Below are 16,324 nucleotides of genomic sequence, written 5' to 3' on the forward strand. Positions count from 1 at the left end.
AGGGGAGCAGGGGGAGATGAGGGAGCAGGGGGAGATGAGGGAGCAGGGGGAGATGAGGGAGCAGAGGGAGAAGAACTAATACATCATGCCCCATGCCCAATGCCCAATGCCCAATGCCCAATGCCCCATGCCCCATGCCCCATGCCCAATGCCCCATGCCCCATGCCCAATGCCCAATGCCCAATGCCCAATGCCCAGCATCACAAATTTTAGTCAAATGGTTATGGTAAAGACTTCATGAATAGATGTGATGTTTCCGTATATATTGTTCCCTTTGATTGCCTAATCCTAACTCTTTGGTTTTTTATTCTAAAAAGGTATCCGTAACCAACGAATCACAACATCGGATAAACGATCGCGCCATGAAGGAGTACGCCAATTTTTTCCCTGATATTGTTCCACTAACTGTCGTCCCAAGGGAGTGAGGCGATAACTATCTGTAATTCCCTGGCCATCAACTTCTCGCCGCAATACACCCACTTGGATCAGCCAGCCCAAGGCGTTGTCACACGCTAATTCTGATAAAGGGCGCTTAGTATAACCCTGCTTGAGTCCATTTTCTAGGGCGATCGCACTCAATGACACACTCTGGTGTCCCATGACTTCAAATAAAGATAAATTAAAGGGTGAACACGCTAGCGATCGCTCGGCTCTTTCTACTGTGCTCCGAGGATATACAAAAATATTTGGGTTTTGGGAATCAACAACAGCCATTGTGTATGGGTAGAAATTTTTCTTCTAATAAATATTAATTTCAGAATATATTTTTTCTTGTCCCAGCTACCTGATTTAACCAAAATTAGTTACCTCAAGTATAGTTATGCTATTTTTTAGTAATTCTATTTAATCATAGCAACACGCACGATGCGGGAAACTCAGTCACAAAGCGTGCTGGGAGGGAAGCGGCAACATCACTATTTTAACAAAGTTTGGGGGTTGAATTCCCCTGCGCTACAGGCAGAAAGAATTGAACGCCTAATTAAAATCCCCGTTACAAAACGTAATTGCAAATTGCGAATTGGTTTAACCGCAGTCAATATAAATTAATAAATTAATGTTAGTGTAAAATTTCAAGTGCATCAACAATCTGAAACAGGAAAAGTTAATTATGTCTCTAGCAGTTGGTACGGATGCACCTGCATTTACCGCCAAAGATACAAAGGGGAACACAGTCTCTTTATCTGATTTTGCCGGTAAGACGGTCGTTTTGTATTTTTACCCCAAAGATGACACGCCAGGTTGCACCAAACAAGCCTGTAGTTTTCGGGATGCCCAGTCTCAATATCAAGGTAAAGATATTGTAATTTTGGGAGTCAGTGCAGATGATGAAGTCTCCCATCAGGCATTTACCCAAAAATATAATTTGAATTTTCCCCTACTGGCTGACACCGACAAATCCCTCATCAAAGCTTTTGATGTGGATGGCGGCGGTTATGCCAAGCGCGTTACCTACGTAATTGACCCCAACGGCAAAATTACCCATGTTGATAGTGCTGTAAATACCACCACCCATGCTAGTGATCTTTTAGCTGCACTTGGGCTGTAGTTTTTTACCTGATAACTAAGAATTTTTTAAGAGCGTAGTTTAAACCCCAAACCCTAGAGGCTTGGGGTTCTTTGTTTGAATTCAGTTACCTGATCGTGGTGTAACTGATCGTGGTGTAACTGATGGTAGTGTAACCGAAGGCAAACCGGGAGTTGCTTGCTGTGGTTGACCTGGAATTAGTTTTTGTTGTCTGGCTTTAAAAGCTGCTGCTGCTGAGTTTAATTCTTCGTTCTGTTCGTCAGAATTCCAGTTGAGAGTTCCGAAATTCGCCCGATGAATCAGGTCAAACATATTGAAATTGTCTGAGTTTGAACGGGAGAACGGATCGGTATTTTGGTCTGTTGTACTCGTACTGGGAAAAGCATCTGCTGGGCTGACTTGAGCCGAACTTGGTTGAGCCATCAGCAAGGAAGCAAAGCTAATTCCTGCCACGGTAGCTACAAAGAATCTAGGAATTTGTAAAAATGGTTTTTTCATGGGGTTTTGACCCTAAAATTGCTCTATTGTATCTTAAGCAAGAGTTCGACGTAGTTGGGGTTGAATACTCAGTAAGGCGACAAGGGCAAAGCCAAACAACACCAGTAACGCTCCCCCAAAGGTAACATTACCCCAAGGAGCCTGCATCACTACACTACCTAATCCCCAACTGTTGTGGAGATAAAGATAGCGAATTGGTTCGATCGCATAGCTGAGAGGATTCAGGGTAGCCACAACCTGCAACCACTGAGGCATGAAGGATAAAGGAGCCAAAGCAGTACTAGCAAACAATAATGGTAGGTTAGTGACGAAAATTACTGCAATCAATTCTATGTGTCCGGGTAGAGCAAAAGCTAAACCGAGGGAGATGGCTGTTACGCCCAAAGCTAAGAGGAAGACAATTAGAGCGATCGCACTTAAACCAGCTGCATCTGGTAGTCCAGCACCCAAGAATGCCGCCGCCGCTACAATTACTGCTGCTTGCAGCAAACTTTGGCTGATGATGAAGATTGCCGAAGCAAAGACAATGGAAAACCGCGATGCTAGGGGTGCAACGAGTAAACGATTCAAAAAGCCAAACTCACGGTCAAACATTACCGGTAAACCAGCATTTAGCGCCCCGGCAAAGGCTGTAAACACAATTATGCCGGCAGCCAAAAATTGACCGTAATTTGTTGTATTGCCAAATATACCTTTGGGAGCATTTTGGAACAAAGCACCAAATAGCAGTAACCACATTACTGGCTGAATAATTCCGGCAACCAATGTGGAGGGACGGCGTTGCAACTGAATAAACAAGCGACGAGTTAAAGCCAGCGTCTCTTGTACCAATTCACCGAAAAAGTTAGGTACAGCATTAACATCTGCTTGTGGCGATGCTAGCGGCTGCCAATTGATATCAGATTTAGGAGTAACGCTCATAGGAATTTTGGATTTTGGATTTTGGATTTTGGATTGAGAATTGGGAATTGGGGATTGGCAATTGGCAATTGGGAATTATCTCTATGCCCCATGCCCCATGCCCTATGCCCCATCCCCCATTCCCTATCTCATATTCTGTTTTTTCTCAGCTTTGGGATCGCGGGTGGCTACGGCTGCGAGTTCTGCATCTAACAAGGTGCGTCCTGTAGCGGCGAGGTAAACGTCATCGAGACTGGGGCGAGATTGGGCGATGCCAAATATGGGCAAGCCAGCAGCATTTAGCGCTTGCTGTATGTTAATCAGAACATCATTCTGAGGTGTCACCACCAAGTTGAGAGAATTACCTTGAGCGCTGTTGATGATCACTTCTTGCACAAAGGGCAAAACTTGCAAGAGGTTTTTGGCAATTTCTGCTTCCTCAATCGGGGAAAACTCGCGGATTCGCAAAGTGATGCGATCGCCCCCTACTTGATCTTTTAATTGTGAAGGTGTGCCACTGGCAATCACAACGCCCCGATCTATAATTGCCACGCGATCGGCTAGAGCGTCAATCTCTTCTAAGTAATGGCTGGTAATTACTACCGTCGTCCCAGAGGCGCGTAATTTTCTCAAGAAATCCCATACCACAAAACGGGTTTCTATGTCAAGCCCTACTGTTGGCTCATCCAATACCAGAACATCCGGTGAATGGAGCAAGCCAGCAGCCAAGTCTAGGCGCTTACGTAAACCGCCAGAGTAGGTTCCTGTTTTTTTATTAGCGTATTCTTGCAAACCGAGTAAATCTAATACTGTCTCAATGCGCTGTTTGGCTACTGCGCGTGGGAGGTGATAAAGTGCGGCTTGCAATTGCAGCAGTTCTCTTCCAGTCAGCACCTTATCGATAGCGACTTCCTGAGCTACATAACCTAGTCGTTGTCTTGCCACTCTCGGATTATCTAACACAGAGATGCCAGATACTTCGATTTTGCCAGCATCCGGTGTGGTAAGTGTACACAAGGCACGCAAAGTAGTAGTTTTCCCAGCACCGTTGGGGCCAAGTAAACCAAAAATTTCTCCTGGTTCTACCTGAAAGGAAACATCTTGGACGGCAACCACTGTACCGTAACGTTTTTGCAAATTTTGAATGAAAACGGCGGGAGCCATGACAGCTTATCCCCAACTATACAAATCTCAATAAAGTCTATCTTTATTGTAGAAGGTGAAGAGTGTTGAGAAGATAAAAATTAAATTTTTAGCACTTTCAAAGTTTTGAAGCTTGTGTCATTGCAACCGGTGATAAATCCTCCCATCGCCTGAATTTGTTGCAGATAGTCAAGAACGGGTTTGGTGATGACTTCTCCCGGCATTAACACAGGAATTCCTGGGGGATATGGACAGACGATTTCAGCACAGATGCGTTGATTGGTCTGTATCAAAGGTAGTATTTCACTGACAGCAAAAAAGGCTTCACGGGGAGAATAACATAAATCATCACACTGTGTAGTGAAATGATCCTGCCAAAGATCGCTTTTAACAGTTAAGTTAGTTCGGCGATATTCTTTGGCAAGAATAGTAAAACTTTGTATTAGTTGCTGAATATCGGCTGGGGTGTTGCCTAAACTAATGATAAAGGTGAGATGTTGCAGTGAGGCGAATTCGGCGGTGACAGCAAATTTTTCATCGAGAATTTCATCTGCCTCAAATCCGGTTAAACCTAAACCAGAAACAGTGACAGTTAATCGCGTTTCGTCTAAAGCCACAAAGCCGGGAGATCCCCCCAACCCCCCTTGATAAGGCTTGCTCGGAATCTGTAAGACAGATAATCTAGGAATTTGACTGATTTTTGTTCTAGCTTGATCAGCAAGTTGCAAAGTGCGAGACATCAGCATTTTTCCGTGGAGTGCCATTTGCTGACGCGCTGCATCTAAAGAAGCTAAAAGTAAATAACTAGGACTGGTAGACTGTACAAGTTGCAAAGCTTTACTGATGCGATCGCCATCTATTCTATTACCTTGGATGTGCAGCATTGATGCCTGTGTGATCGCACCGAGTACCTTGTGGGTAGATTGTACAGTTAAATCTGCACCTGCGGCTAAAGCTGGAGTGGGTAATTCGGGATGAAAGGCAAAGTGTGCGCCGTGTGCCTCGTCTACGAGTAGAGGGATATTATATTGATGTGTAATGCTGGCGATCGCACTCAAATTTCCACAAACGCCGTAATATGTGGGATAAACCATCAACACTGCTTTCGCGTCGGGATGTTGTTGGAGTGCAGATTGTACAGCATTGGGCGTGATGCTGTGGGCAATATCTAAAACTGGATCATATTCAGGATTGAGAAAAATTGGTATTGCACCGGAGAGAATTAAACCAGCGATCGCCGAAGAATGCACATTCCGAGGCAAAATGATTTTATCGCCCGTGCCACAGGTAGCGAGAATTGCCGCTTCAATACCACAGGTAGAACCATTCACAAGGAACCATGTTTGCGAAGCACCAAACGCCTCAGCCGCGAGTTGTTGTGCTTGTTGAATAACGCCTTGGGGTGCAAAGAGATTATCTAAATCTGCTAATTCGGTTAAATCAGCGCGAAAGATTTTTGTGCCAAGTAAATCAGCCAAAGGTTGAGAAATTCCCTCACCTCGTTTATGTCCTGGCGTGTAAAAAGGCGCATGGGATCTTGCTGCATTGGCTTTTAAGGCATTTAATAAGGGTGTTTGGTTTTGATTGAGCATTTTTGAAAAGATGCGTTCCCTCTGAGAAGAAACCCAGTTTGTCACTCAACAGCGTAAGAAGTAAATTGACGTTTAAACGGGGAATAAAAACCAATAACTATATCTGAGGGAGGTATACCTAACTCAACTAACGTCTCAGCAACAAGTTCTTCTGTACCATTATATTGAATCCATATCTTTCCATTTTGGATATCAAAATGCATTATGGGGCCAAATACCCGCTTATCACCTTGCCAACCTACATAAGCTAGTTGATAGTGATCGTTTTCATTGTCAAAGATTAGTTCTGGTTTAATAGTATTGGTATTAGAACTGATTTGTGCATGTTCGGTTAAAATTTGTTTGACGATTTTTCGATAGCGTTCTATTTTATCCATTGTCGAATCTCCTGCTTTTTGGGGTCGTAAGTTACTAATTTAACTTTGTAACGTTGGAGCGTGCGTTGGACAAAAGCAAGTTGGAAAAAATCTAAGTAGGTTTCATGTGGAACTGCTAAATAAATAATTCGATCTGGTTGATTCTCCTCCAATGCGAGACAGTAATTAAGGTATTGACCAAGGGCTGTGTGAAATTCATTGATATCAGAACCTGCAATAAAACTTTTAATTTCAACCGCTATTTTTTCGGTATCGCGTTCTGCTGCGATCGCATTTTCTGCGGCTAAATCTATTTGGACTTTAACTGCATCGCTAATACGAATATATAAAGGGTCATTGGTAATTATCCACCCATCTTTGATTAAGGCATTTTTTACCTGTTGATGAAAAACATCTTTAGCCATTAAGTATTTTGTTTATTTTAATCGTATCTGAAATGAAACCAGATTTTGCTAAACAGGTTGAACCAGCAAATAGTTGTGCGATCGCACGTTCATCAACTTTCATATATGGGCGATCGCTCTTTATCTAATGGTGTTCTATCAATCTGTTACATTTATAAAGAATATGAAAGGCTCACGCAAAGGTAAGGCAGCGCGTTGCGGGGGTTCCCACCGTTGTAGCGACTGCCGCGCAAAGGCGCAAAGGTAGAAGATGAGGGCTTATCATCAGATTCCGATTTTTGAGTGTGGTGAACCGTTAATAGAGATTCCTTTAGAATTGTTGGCGGTGGAATCTCCCCATCCTTATGAAAAATTAGGTGCGCCTTATGGCGATCGCTCCCCTTATTATCTCCGTCAAAGCGTTATTGAAAATTTGATTCAAGCGCAAAATTATCTTAATCTTCTGCATCCTAACTGGCATATCCAAATTTTTGATGCCTATCGCCCGATCGCAGTCCAGCAGTTTATGGTAGATTACAGCTTCGCCCAAGCAGTGCAGTCCAGGGGACTGACTCAGGTGGAGTTATTACCAAACCAACGCCAAGAGATTTGGGAAGCAGTTTATGCAATTTGGGCTGTACCAAGTTTGGATGAAAAAACTCCGCCTCCTCACAGTACTGGTGCGGCGGTGGATGTGACGCTGGTAGATGATGCTGGGCAAATAGTGAATATGGGTTCGCCAATTGATGAAATGTCAGAGCGATCGCATCCCGATTATTATGCCAATAGCGATCGCCCACAAGCACAAAAATATCATGCTCACCGTCAGCTATTGCGAGATGTAATGTTAAAAGCCGGCTTTCAACGCAATCCCAGAGAGTGGTGGCATTTTTCTATTGGCGATCAAATGTGGGCTTGGCTGAATAATCAATCGAATCCAGCCAATCCTGTCACCGCACGTTATGGGCGGCTTGCATAGATGGGTTATGCATCTTGAGGGTTTAACTCCTTTAACTCGTCAGTGGTGTAAGTACCAATGGGAGTCCAAACTAGATAGGGAAGGAGTAACAGCGCCGCCATTAGAGAAATCGGCAAAACGCAGATTGCCAGGACAATGGCTAAAATTAAACCGGTTAATCCAAGAATTTCCCCAGCTTTGAGACTGCGAAACCTCAACATTATAGGAATGTAGGCGACGGTGATAATTTCCACTAAGAGGTACAAAGCCATTAGTAGCCAAGTAATTATGCCTCCTGGATTTTTTTCCCAGACAATATAAGCTGAAGCTGCACCGGAAATAAAAATCACAGTCCAGATGACCGGAATTAGCGGCTCAAAAACTAGCCAGCGAGGGCGACTTAACCGTGCGAACCATTTAACATCACGCGGCGTAATCAAGAAACTACCAAGGGCAACGAAGAAAGTTACAGCCCCAATTATTATCCAAGATGGAATCATCATGCACTCTTGCCTGTGTATTTTGTCAAGTCATACACTGCAAGTTTGACAATTTAAGGCATAGGTTGAATCATTCCCTGGTGCGAATCTTAGGCATCTTGAGGATTGAGACTGATCATCTGCCAAGTGGTATAAGTACCAATGGGACTCCAAAGGAAATAAGGAACTAGTAACAATGCTGCCCAACCAGAAAAACCTAAGACTGCAAGTATCAACAAAACACAAATGATAAAACCTGTGCCACCAAGAATTGTACCCACTTTCAGACTGCGAAGCTTAAACATTACAGGCGTATAGGCAATGGTAATAATTTCTAAAAGCAAGTATAAACCCATGATTAGCCAAGTTGAGGTGCTTCCTGGGTCTTTTTCCCAGACAATATAAGCCGACCAAGCACCGCAAATAAATATTATAGTCCAGATAATTGGAATTGCACCTTCAAAAGTTAGCCATCTTGGTCGTTGTAAGCGCTTGAACCATTGGCGATCGCTAGGCGTAATCACGTTAGCCGCCAACGCAACTAAGAAAGCCACACCCCCAATCACCATCCAAGATTTAATCATGCCCGTTAGTCCTTTATAAGCGCTATCTACCGCTTAATATCACTCTTTATAGTCTGATTTTGTCAATTTAGTTGCTAATTACTCATCATCCCTGAGTTTGAAACCTTCAGATCATTTGGCAGGATTTTAAATTATGGGCATTGGGATGAGTCTTTAATACTCGTGAACAACGATCAGAGTTTCCAGAAGAGAAACCAGACAACAGCATATGAACTTTTACAGGCGATTGCCCAGGACAGAAGAGATTTCTTGATAAAACTTGGGGTAGCGATCGCTACGGTTTTGGAGGCGATCGCACTGCGATTTCTCAACCCTGCGGGATCTTGCTACAGCATGACATTTTACACGTTCAGCTTTTATGAACCGACGGTGACGGTGTAAGACAACACAAAGGGCTTGAAGCTAGCTCCAGATTTGGGAGTACCGCTTAACTCCAATTCATAAGCTCCTACTTTGGGAAATACGATCTCGGCTCCGGGAATGTTTTTATATTGCTTGGTTGATACATTATGTAAACTGGGCTTTAGCAATGGGGTATCAGTTTCGCTGTGAGGTTGAGGATAGACAGCCAACTGACAGTTACATTGTGTCAGGGGGATTAGTCGCCCGCCTTTACGGGTGAGGACAATCCAAGCATGAGCCGTTTTGCCAGCTTGAGGATTGTCATTGGGTTCAATATGTAGCATCCCGCCTACGTCTTTTGATACCTTTTCGGTGTGGGCATTAGCTGGTGTAGCAATCAGAACTGAAATTAATAATAGCCATCCCAAATTCTTCTCTAGGGTAAAGTTGAACATAGAGTTTCTCAAGAGTAAGTGAAGTAAACCAGGCTGACTGGGGAAAGGCAATTAAAGGAAAATTCAAAAATTTTTGATACTATTTTTCCACCAGTATTTAGGAACGATAATTTTAAAAGCATACTTCCGTCAAAAGACAACCTGTCAAACTTTGCCCGAAAATCCTTTACCAACTACTAAGGCTTAATCCCAACTAAAAACTCGTTGACTCCTGAACTTCTACCTAAATATCTAACTTAAGACCACATTAGCTTATTACTTATGATAGTTACTTTGACTCATTTGGATCGGTCAAAGTAGTGAGAGTGATGAGTCAAAGCAAATATATTTAGTAGCTGAGGTTCAAAGCATGGACTCGACAGGTAAAGTTCAAATTGTGGACTCGTCCTGGTACGTTGCACTGCCGTTGAAAGAATATGCAATGAGCCGAGTGACTGTCTACTTTTATAGCGACAGATGGGTTCCAATTAAATTTTGTTCTTTGGGAAAGGCAATTTTGCTTCACCAGAAGGCAAGCTTAGAAGGTAAGGAAATTTTATTATTTCCTGTTAATTTAGATCCGAACCAATTCTCAAACTCTTTTAACCAAAATGTGTTGAGGTAGACCATTTTTCCAAAATATCGCCAACAAATGAATCCGCTATAGAGGCGTACATATATATGTACGCCTCTACTTGTAAATGGGATTGAAATATTTACTCATATTGTTTACGTCAAAGAGCGATGTCTACGATGGGCTACGCCTACGCGTCAAAAGATATAGCGGTTCCCATTCAGATGCGGTACAACATTACACCACGAGGTGTAGGGGCACTGCCGTGCCCCTACGGGTGTACCTCACGTAAACGAGAACCGCTATACCACTTTTTACTTTGTAGTAAATGAGCCACACACCAAGAGAGGTGCGATGGTTTTTTCTAACCATCTCCGCCATTCTTCGCGGCTTTGAGAGCAGAAAGTGAGGAATTCATTATTAAGTTTGGATACACCAGTAATCTTACTTTTGCTGAGATTTATCTCTGTATTTGGCTGCATTTGTTTTATGTTCAATACGTAATTGATGCAAAACTTTCATTTCCTTTAAAATCGTTTTGCCATAAAAATCAGATGCTGGCTTCTTTGATAGCCATGCTTGGTGTAAAAAGCCTCTGCTTGTCCATCCTTTTTAGTCAAAAGATAAACATAGGTAACTTTCATCGCGGTTAGAGTATCCATTAACTGGTTAAGTAGCTTTGTCCCAATTCCTTGACTTTGCTTATGAGGTCGGACACAGATTTCTTCTAGACAAAAGCTTTTACTTTTTTGCCCTTGCTTACAATAACCTGCCACGAATCCTAACAGTTCATCCTGTTTGAATACAAATCCAACAAAACCTGGTGTATTCATAATTTCAAACAACTTTGCTCTTGCAGTCTCGAAAGTCCATTGCTCGTTCCAAGGTTCACTATTGAACACTTCAACATATAAATGAGCGCACTTGTCAAGATATTCAGTAGTAAAGATTTGAATTTCTTCTGACATCAAAAAACCAGAGTTTAGTTAATCACGAAATCAAACCAACCCAGAACGCAGTGCTACAACTGCTGCTTGCACGCGATCGTCTACTGCTAATTTATTCATAATCCCTCGGACGTGAGTTTTGATCGTGTTGGGACTCAGATAAAGTTTTTCAGCAATCTCTGGGTTACTCAACCCGTCTACCATGAGTTTCAACACTTCTAACTCGCGCCCAGATAAGTTGGCGTTGTTGCTGGTGGGTGAGGGCGGTTTGAGATTATCAATTACTCGCCGCGCAATTTGGGGATCGAGATAGGCTGCACCATCAACTGCGGCTGCGATCGCACTTAACAATCGTTCCACACTTGCACCTTTGATGCAATATGCATCTGCACCGCTAGATAGTGCAGCAATAATTTCTGTCTCCGTTTGATGAGATGTCAGCATCACCACATGAGTTGCTGGCAGCGCCGCCTTAATTTGCTGTGTCGCTGCAATGCCATCCAATCGCGGCAATCCAATATCCATAACCACCAAATCAGGTTTTAGTTGCAGTGCTGCTTGAACTCCCAAATAACCATCTTCTGCTTGTCCAACAATCTCCAACTGAGGATGAGCCATTAACGATTGCTCTAATCCCAGTTGCATCATCGGATCATCTTCGACAATTAACACACGCAACGGCGGAGCATTGGCTGGTAAATTTAAAGGATAGTGATTATCTAAAGACATTTTTATTAGTTAGGAGTTAGGAGTCATTCAATTTTAGATTTTAAATTTTGGATTTTGGATTGAAGGAAAAATATAAAATTGTCCGAGTTAGGGATTTCCAAGAAATAAATTATTCAATCTTGTGGGGTGGGCCGGAAAGCCCGCCTTTGGTTATTGGGCGGGCTTTCCGGCCCACCCCACAATAAATAATTGGATATTTTTTTATTTGTCAGTCCCTTAGGAGTTAAAAGTTATTCATAAGTTTTTAATTCAAAACTCCTAACTTTCAACTCCTAACTTGTTTTATTCTTCGACGCGATAGCCTAACTCTGCTAAACTCACCCGCGACTGTCGCCATTTTGGCTGGACTTTGACAAATAATTCTAGGTAAACTTTACCAGCGATTAACTTTTGGATTTGTTCGCGAGCTTCACTACCAATTGCTTTGAGCATCGCTCCGCCTTTGCCTATGAGTATGCCTTTTTGGGAATCGCGCTCGACGTTAATGGTAGCAAGTATACGGGTAATGCTGGGAGTTTCTTCTACTACGTCAATGGCGATCGCTACTGAATGGGGTACTTCTTCACGAGTCAATAATAAAATTTGTTCTCGGATCAATTCGCCCATAATAAAGCGCTCTGGCTGGTCAGTTACCAAGTTTGGGGGATAGTATAATGGCCCAATTTCTAAATGTTCAATTAATAATTCTTGAAGTTGTGGTAATCCTGCACTAGTCTTGGCAGAAAATTTCACGATTTCCCATTCATGGGACTTGCACATCTGGGCGTAACTATCATCTAGAAACTGGAAATCGGGGGGTTGTTGGTCGGTTTTGTTCATGCCCAGAATCACCGGTGTTTTGCTGCGACTGAGCAAATCGGCAATATAGCGATCGCCTGCACCACAAGCCACTGCTCCATCTACCACAAACAACACTACATCTACCGATTCAATCGCAATTTTGGCATTTTGCACCAATACTTCCCCCAATTGATGATGGGGCTTATGAATTCCTGGTGTATCTACAAATATTAACTGCGCCTCTGGTGTAGTTAATATACCGCGCAAACGGTTACGTGTTGTTTGTGCGATCGGTGATGTAATGGCAATTTTTTGTCCTACCAATTGATTCATTAAAGTAGATTTACCGACATTAGGACGACCAACAATGCCGATAAAACCTGATTTAAATTCAGGAGGAGCCTGTGGGATTGTGGCTTCTCCTGAAAAAGAGAAGTTGTAATTATCAATACTAGTCACCTTTGGCTCCACCCTCATATTTTACAGTTGGTATAACTTGATTTTTTCTTAAACACAAAACAAACATAAAATCACCCTGGCATTTTTAGGGATTATTTTTGCCGAGGTTTAATCTACTACTGGCTCTACACTTATATTTTACAGCTGAGATAACTTGATTTTGTTTTTAGATCCAAAACAAACAGTTCCATGACGAAGTTTGTATTAGCCTCAAGGGCATCTGTGTATAATTGAGCAATCAATTCCTCCGTAGGGGCAATTCATGAATTACCCCTACGGTGTTTTCGAGAAATTAGACCCAATTTTCTAACGAAAATTCCCTAACCTGACGCATCCGTTCAAAATCACTATCACAAGACACAACAATCAGTGAATGACGTAATGCTGTAGCTGCTATTTATAAGTCATTCTCACTAATACCAATTTCTGTTAATTTAATAGTCTGATTATATTTTACCTAAAAAACCGACTCTACCGATCCCTTTATGGAATCGAATCGAATAATATAGCGTTCCCTAATCACATCAGGTACATCTTAGCCCCCTCCTCGCTTGCGGGGAGGGGGTTGGGGGTGGGGTTCTTGTACCTCACTCAACCGATAACCGCTATAAATCAAATAGTGTAGTATAGGCAGAAATTTAAATTTAGTTCCTAACTAATAACTCCCAATACAAACTCGCCTTGATTGACAGCTTGATTGGTTGCGACATCATAAACTAATCCATCTTTTTGAGCGCAGACATCAATGACACTGGGTAACTTACCTTCTTTATTAAAACTGAGAATTTGATAGAGTTTTTCTCCAGCTTTTACATAACTACCTAATTCTATTCTCGATTGAATCATGCCACCTGCGATCGCATAATATTTTTTTCTGTTGCTGCTAGATGTAAAAGTCATCTCATGGGTTTTTGTGTCATCTGATAAATTAGGAATTTGCAGTACACCTTTTTGCACTAAATAGTTTTTCACACCCCGCACACCTTTAGCGACTGAATCAGGGTTTATTTGCATTCCTGTTCCTAATTCGAGTGTCCAAGCTTCCACATCAAACTTGATTTCTCTACTAAACTCTTTAAAACAAGCTTCTAGTGCTAACCAAGGTTTGATAAAAGCTTCATCAAAAGCATCACCATCGTATTTATCAAGTAAGATTCCAAAATCAAACCCGAAGTATTTTGCACTGTCTTCTCTATTTCGGAAGTAATAAAGGTAGCCTAACGCTTGATCTGTAGAAGTATGTAAGTCAATTAAATAGTCTGCATCTAAACTCAGATTTTGTAGTTTATATCTAAAAAGCTCGGTGTAGGGTACACTACTAGGAGAATTAATTTTTTCTAAATTTTTTGCGAATTCTTGCTTAATTATAGTTAGATAATTTTGTCGAACGACCTCTAAATCTATATGAAGTTGAGACTTAGTAAAAGCCACTAAATCATCAGCTTGTTTCTCGTAATCCCAAAATATGCGATTCCAATCTTTGGCTTCGTAAACGCAGTAACGTCCAGGGGAGAAATGATGCGATCGCTGATTCGTCCCCATTGGATTACAAACGGGAACCAACCAAATTTCTCCCGTAAAATCTGTATCATTTATTGTTAAAAAAAACTCAATTAGCTGGTGAATAACGGCATTACCAGCAATTTCTCCACCGTGCAGATTAGATTGAATGTAAACCTTTTTACCAGGTTTAGCGCCGATGAATTTGTAAACTTGTAAGTAGAGGCGATCGCCCGAAGCCATTTGACGTAATAAAATTGTTTCAATAACTGGCAGCATGAAATAACTCGGTGATGATTTGAGTCAATTATCGCTTGATATGTACTGGATTAAAAGCCTAGCCGAATAGAATTAGCTGATTTCATTTGCGTAATCAGCTAACCTCCGCGTGAATTACTAGGATAAGGTAGCAAGTGTTGGCAGTAGCTATGGCGCAGAATTGCTTACGATCGCACGCAGCGCACTACCCTAAAGAGCGATCGCATAAGCTTTTGTCAAAAAGTTGTAATGTTAAGGCTTAATGTCGTAACGTTAAGCCTTAATCTTATGATGCTGGTGATTAATGTTGTAATGTTAAGGCTTAATGTCGTAACGTTAAGCCTTAACATCGTAGCGTTAAGCCTTAATGTTATAGCGTTAAGGCTTAATCTCGTAACGTTAAGGCTTAATGTTGCAATGTTGGTGACGACAAGACATTCACTTATAACTGCGATCGGTTGATTCAAGAACTAATAAATTCTCTCTAGGTAATTTTCTAGGAGATATCGATTCTGGTAAATAGAATGTAGAAACCCAACACCTCAAAGTCTTGTAATTGTTGGGTTTCACTCCGTTCAACCCAACCTACGCACTACGCACCTGTTTTATTTTTTTTGGAATTGGTATTAATCACGACAAGGTAGTTATTCAGAAGTGCGATATCTAGGTTGGGCTACGCCTACGCAATATTTACGCAGTGTTCTATCCTAGAAATAAAAAGGAGCAGAAGAATGCAAGCCTACAAGCTCAACGCCACAATTGATGAATCAGGTCATTTAATTATTGACGAACCTCTAAATATTGCTCCTGGAAAGGTGGAAGTGATTATTTTGCAGCCAGTTCCATCCTTGGAAACTTCTACTGAGTTACAGCCAGATAAGCCGAGAAGAAAGTCTAAAGTCAAAGCATTTGAAGGTTTATTTGAAAATGCCCCACCGACACCACCAGACTTTGACCCAGACCAAGCCCGATGGGAAGCTTTAAAGGAGAAACATAATCTGTGAAAATCTTGTTAGACACCAACATCATTGTAGATGATGCCCTTGAGCGTGAACCTTTCCTAGAGGCAAGCGAACAAGTGTTGGTGCTAGTTGAGCAAGGACAGGTAGAAGGTTATATTTCCGCCTCAACTTTTAGTGATTTGTATTACATCATCCGTAGGGCAAGAGGTCGAGAGTGGACACTTACTTATTTAAGGCAGTTGGTCAACTTCTGCCGTGTCGCTACCGTAGACAGTACCGCAATCAACATGGCACTAAATCTTAACTTCAGAGATTTTGAAGACGCTATTCAATACAGCACTGCGGCACTCAATCACTTAGATGCTATTATTACTCGCAAAGAGAAGAGATTTTCCAGTTGCTACTCCCAGAATTATCACACCTGAAGAGTTGATTCAGGAACTAACAAATACTCCATAAATAATTAAGTCAAATATATATGAATGCCCAATTAACCCCTGTTGAAATCCAAGAACTTCAGCAACTTCTCGCAAACGACACCCCAGCGCAACAAGCACTTACTACCCTACAGCACCACAACGGGAATCTAGAAACTAGTTTTGATGCACTCTGGCAAGAGAAAGTTGGCAAAACAGATTATAGTCAGGGCAAAAAATCTCTTTTGCAGCTGACTCTCGACGAAATCCGCGCGGAAATCTGTGGTGATGATGGTTTACGGGGCAAAATCAAAGAATACACTAATAACCCAATACGGTTCAGTTAAGGCTGAAAGACTGATTAGTGATATGAAATTTAGGAGCTTCAACTCGTTGTCCAGTACCTCTGTGTTTTGGCTTTTTAGAACGAAACTTTGATACAGGTTTTTTCACAACTCTAGGGTTATTACGGGAAACTCGTTCG

22 protein-coding genes are annotated in these 16,324 nt (G+C 41.9%); 7 read left to right on the forward strand and 15 right to left on the reverse strand.

Annotated elements, in window-relative coordinates; all coding sequences use genetic code 11:
* Positions 1–92 precede the first annotated feature (92 nt).
* Positions 93–230 carry a hypothetical protein gene (locus tag HWQ23_RS03315; RefSeq protein ID WP_292823499.1) on the forward strand — a complete coding sequence of 46 codons (138 nt, stop codon included), beginning with the start codon at positions 93–95 and terminating at the stop codon, positions 228–230.
* 79 nt (positions 231–309) lie between these two features.
* Here HWQ23_RS03315 and HWQ23_RS03320 read toward each other — a convergent pair whose 3' ends face one another.
* Positions 310–714 carry an Npun_F0494 family protein gene (locus HWQ23_RS03320; RefSeq protein WP_292823501.1) on the reverse strand — a complete coding sequence of 135 codons (405 nt, stop codon included), beginning with the start codon at positions 712–714 and terminating at the stop codon, positions 310–312.
* 394 nt (positions 715–1,108) lie between these two features.
* Between HWQ23_RS03320 and HWQ23_RS03325 the strand changes: the two genes are divergently transcribed.
* The gene (locus HWQ23_RS03325; protein WP_292823504.1) at positions 1,109–1,546 is read left to right on the forward strand and encodes a peroxiredoxin; all 438 of its coding nucleotides are present in this window, start codon (positions 1,109–1,111) and stop codon (positions 1,544–1,546) included.
* Between the two features lie 81 nt (positions 1,547–1,627).
* On the opposite strand, the gene HWQ23_RS03330 is transcribed toward HWQ23_RS03325, so the two are convergent.
* From HWQ23_RS03330 to HWQ23_RS03355, 6 genes are all read right to left on the reverse strand, one after another.
* Positions 1,628–2,023, reverse strand: coding sequence for a hypothetical protein (locus HWQ23_RS03330; RefSeq protein WP_292823507.1), 396 nt, complete (start codon positions 2,021–2,023; stop codon positions 1,628–1,630).
* Between the two features lie 33 nt (positions 2,024–2,056).
* Positions 2,057–2,944 (reverse strand): ABC transporter permease, encoded by an 888-nt coding sequence (locus tag HWQ23_RS03335; RefSeq protein ID WP_292823510.1) that lies wholly within the window; start codon positions 2,942–2,944, stop codon positions 2,057–2,059.
* 123 nt (positions 2,945–3,067) lie between these two features.
* Positions 3,068–4,087, reverse strand: a complete 1,020-nt coding sequence (locus HWQ23_RS03340) for an ABC transporter ATP-binding protein (RefSeq protein WP_292823513.1) — start codon at positions 4,085–4,087, stop codon at positions 3,068–3,070.
* An 80-nt stretch (positions 4,088–4,167) separates the two neighbouring features.
* A complete protein-coding gene (locus tag HWQ23_RS03345) occupies positions 4,168–5,658 on the reverse strand; it encodes an aminotransferase class I/II-fold pyridoxal phosphate-dependent enzyme (protein ID WP_292823516.1) in 1,491 nt (496 codons plus the stop codon).
* Between the two features lie 41 nt (positions 5,659–5,699).
* Positions 5,700–6,035: a XisI protein gene (locus HWQ23_RS03350; RefSeq protein ID WP_292823519.1), complete on the reverse strand. Its 336-nt coding sequence runs from the start codon at positions 6,033–6,035 to the stop codon at positions 5,700–5,702.
* Positions 6,023–6,439: a XisH family protein gene (locus HWQ23_RS03355; protein WP_292823522.1), complete on the reverse strand. Its 417-nt coding sequence runs from the start codon at positions 6,437–6,439 to the stop codon at positions 6,023–6,025. The genes HWQ23_RS03350 and HWQ23_RS03355 overlap by 13 nt, the downstream gene beginning before the upstream one ends.
* A gap of 250 nt (positions 6,440–6,689) precedes the next feature.
* Here HWQ23_RS03355 and HWQ23_RS03360 point away from each other — a divergent pair, with 250 nt between their 5' ends.
* Complete coding sequence (locus tag HWQ23_RS03360; RefSeq protein ID WP_292823525.1) at positions 6,690–7,397, forward strand: M15 family metallopeptidase; 708 nt, start codon at positions 6,690–6,692, stop codon at positions 7,395–7,397.
* A 5-nt stretch (positions 7,398–7,402) separates the two neighbouring features.
* Here the strand turns inward: HWQ23_RS03360 and HWQ23_RS03365 are convergent, their stop codons facing one another.
* The gene (locus tag HWQ23_RS03365; protein WP_292823561.1) at positions 7,403–7,876 is read right to left on the reverse strand and encodes a TspO/MBR family protein; all 474 of its coding nucleotides are present in this window, start codon (positions 7,874–7,876) and stop codon (positions 7,403–7,405) included.
* A gap of 89 nt (positions 7,877–7,965) precedes the next feature.
* Positions 7,966–8,439: a TspO/MBR family protein gene (locus HWQ23_RS03370; protein WP_292823528.1), complete on the reverse strand. Its 474-nt coding sequence runs from the start codon at positions 8,437–8,439 to the stop codon at positions 7,966–7,968.
* 162 nt (positions 8,440–8,601) lie between these two features.
* On the opposite strand from HWQ23_RS03370, the gene HWQ23_RS03375 reads away from it, so the two are divergent.
* Positions 8,602–8,820, forward strand: coding sequence for a hypothetical protein (locus HWQ23_RS03375; protein ID WP_292823531.1), 219 nt, complete (start codon positions 8,602–8,604; stop codon positions 8,818–8,820).
* On the opposite strand, the gene HWQ23_RS03380 is transcribed toward HWQ23_RS03375, so the two are convergent.
* The 6 genes from HWQ23_RS03380 to HWQ23_RS03405 all read right to left on the reverse strand — a co-directional run bounded on the left by HWQ23_RS03380 (position 8,796) and on the right by HWQ23_RS03405 (position 14,483).
* On the reverse strand, positions 8,796–9,236 hold the full coding sequence (locus tag HWQ23_RS03380; protein ID WP_292823534.1) for a hypothetical protein: 441 nt from the start codon (positions 9,234–9,236) through the stop codon (positions 8,796–8,798). The genes HWQ23_RS03375 and HWQ23_RS03380 overlap by 25 nt on opposite strands.
* A gap of 867 nt (positions 9,237–10,103) precedes the next feature.
* Positions 10,104–10,271: a hypothetical protein gene (locus HWQ23_RS03385; RefSeq protein WP_292823537.1), complete on the reverse strand. Its 168-nt coding sequence runs from the start codon at positions 10,269–10,271 to the stop codon at positions 10,104–10,106.
* 45 nt (positions 10,272–10,316) lie between these two features.
* Positions 10,317–10,757 carry a GNAT family N-acetyltransferase gene (locus HWQ23_RS03390; protein ID WP_292823540.1) on the reverse strand — a complete coding sequence of 147 codons (441 nt, stop codon included), beginning with the start codon at positions 10,755–10,757 and terminating at the stop codon, positions 10,317–10,319.
* Positions 10,758–10,787: 30 nt separating this feature from the next.
* Positions 10,788–11,465, reverse strand: a complete 678-nt coding sequence (locus tag HWQ23_RS03395) for a response regulator (RefSeq protein WP_292823543.1) — start codon at positions 11,463–11,465, stop codon at positions 10,788–10,790.
* Positions 11,466–11,747: 282 nt separating this feature from the next.
* Positions 11,748–12,722: a GTPase Era gene (era, locus tag HWQ23_RS03400; RefSeq protein WP_292823546.1), complete on the reverse strand. Its 975-nt coding sequence runs from the start codon at positions 12,720–12,722 to the stop codon at positions 11,748–11,750.
* A gap of 633 nt (positions 12,723–13,355) precedes the next feature.
* Complete coding sequence (locus tag HWQ23_RS03405; protein ID WP_292823549.1) at positions 13,356–14,483, reverse strand: M14 family metallopeptidase; 1,128 nt, start codon at positions 14,481–14,483, stop codon at positions 13,356–13,358.
* A 710-nt stretch (positions 14,484–15,193) separates the two neighbouring features.
* On the opposite strand from HWQ23_RS03405, the gene HWQ23_RS03410 reads away from it, so the two are divergent.
* Genes HWQ23_RS03410 through HWQ23_RS03420 form a run of 3 tightly spaced genes read left to right on the forward strand, consistent with a single transcriptional unit; the run spans position 15,194 to position 16,187 of the window.
* On the forward strand, positions 15,194–15,466 hold the full coding sequence (locus HWQ23_RS03410) for a hypothetical protein (protein ID WP_292823552.1): 273 nt from the start codon (positions 15,194–15,196) through the stop codon (positions 15,464–15,466).
* Positions 15,463–15,849: a type II toxin-antitoxin system VapC family toxin gene (locus HWQ23_RS03415; protein WP_365740474.1), complete on the forward strand. Its 387-nt coding sequence runs from the start codon at positions 15,463–15,465 to the stop codon at positions 15,847–15,849. Before HWQ23_RS03410 ends, HWQ23_RS03415 begins: the two co-directional genes overlap by 4 nt.
* A 53-nt stretch (positions 15,850–15,902) precedes the next feature.
* Positions 15,903–16,187: a hypothetical protein gene (locus tag HWQ23_RS03420; RefSeq protein ID WP_292823555.1), complete on the forward strand. Its 285-nt coding sequence runs from the start codon at positions 15,903–15,905 to the stop codon at positions 16,185–16,187.
* The last annotated feature ends 137 nt before the right edge of the window (positions 16,188–16,324 follow it).

This window comes from Nostoc sp. JL33 (assembly GCF_017114985.1).
In the GTDB taxonomy this organism is placed as follows: domain Bacteria; phylum Cyanobacteriota; class Cyanobacteriia; order Cyanobacteriales; family Nostocaceae; genus Nostoc.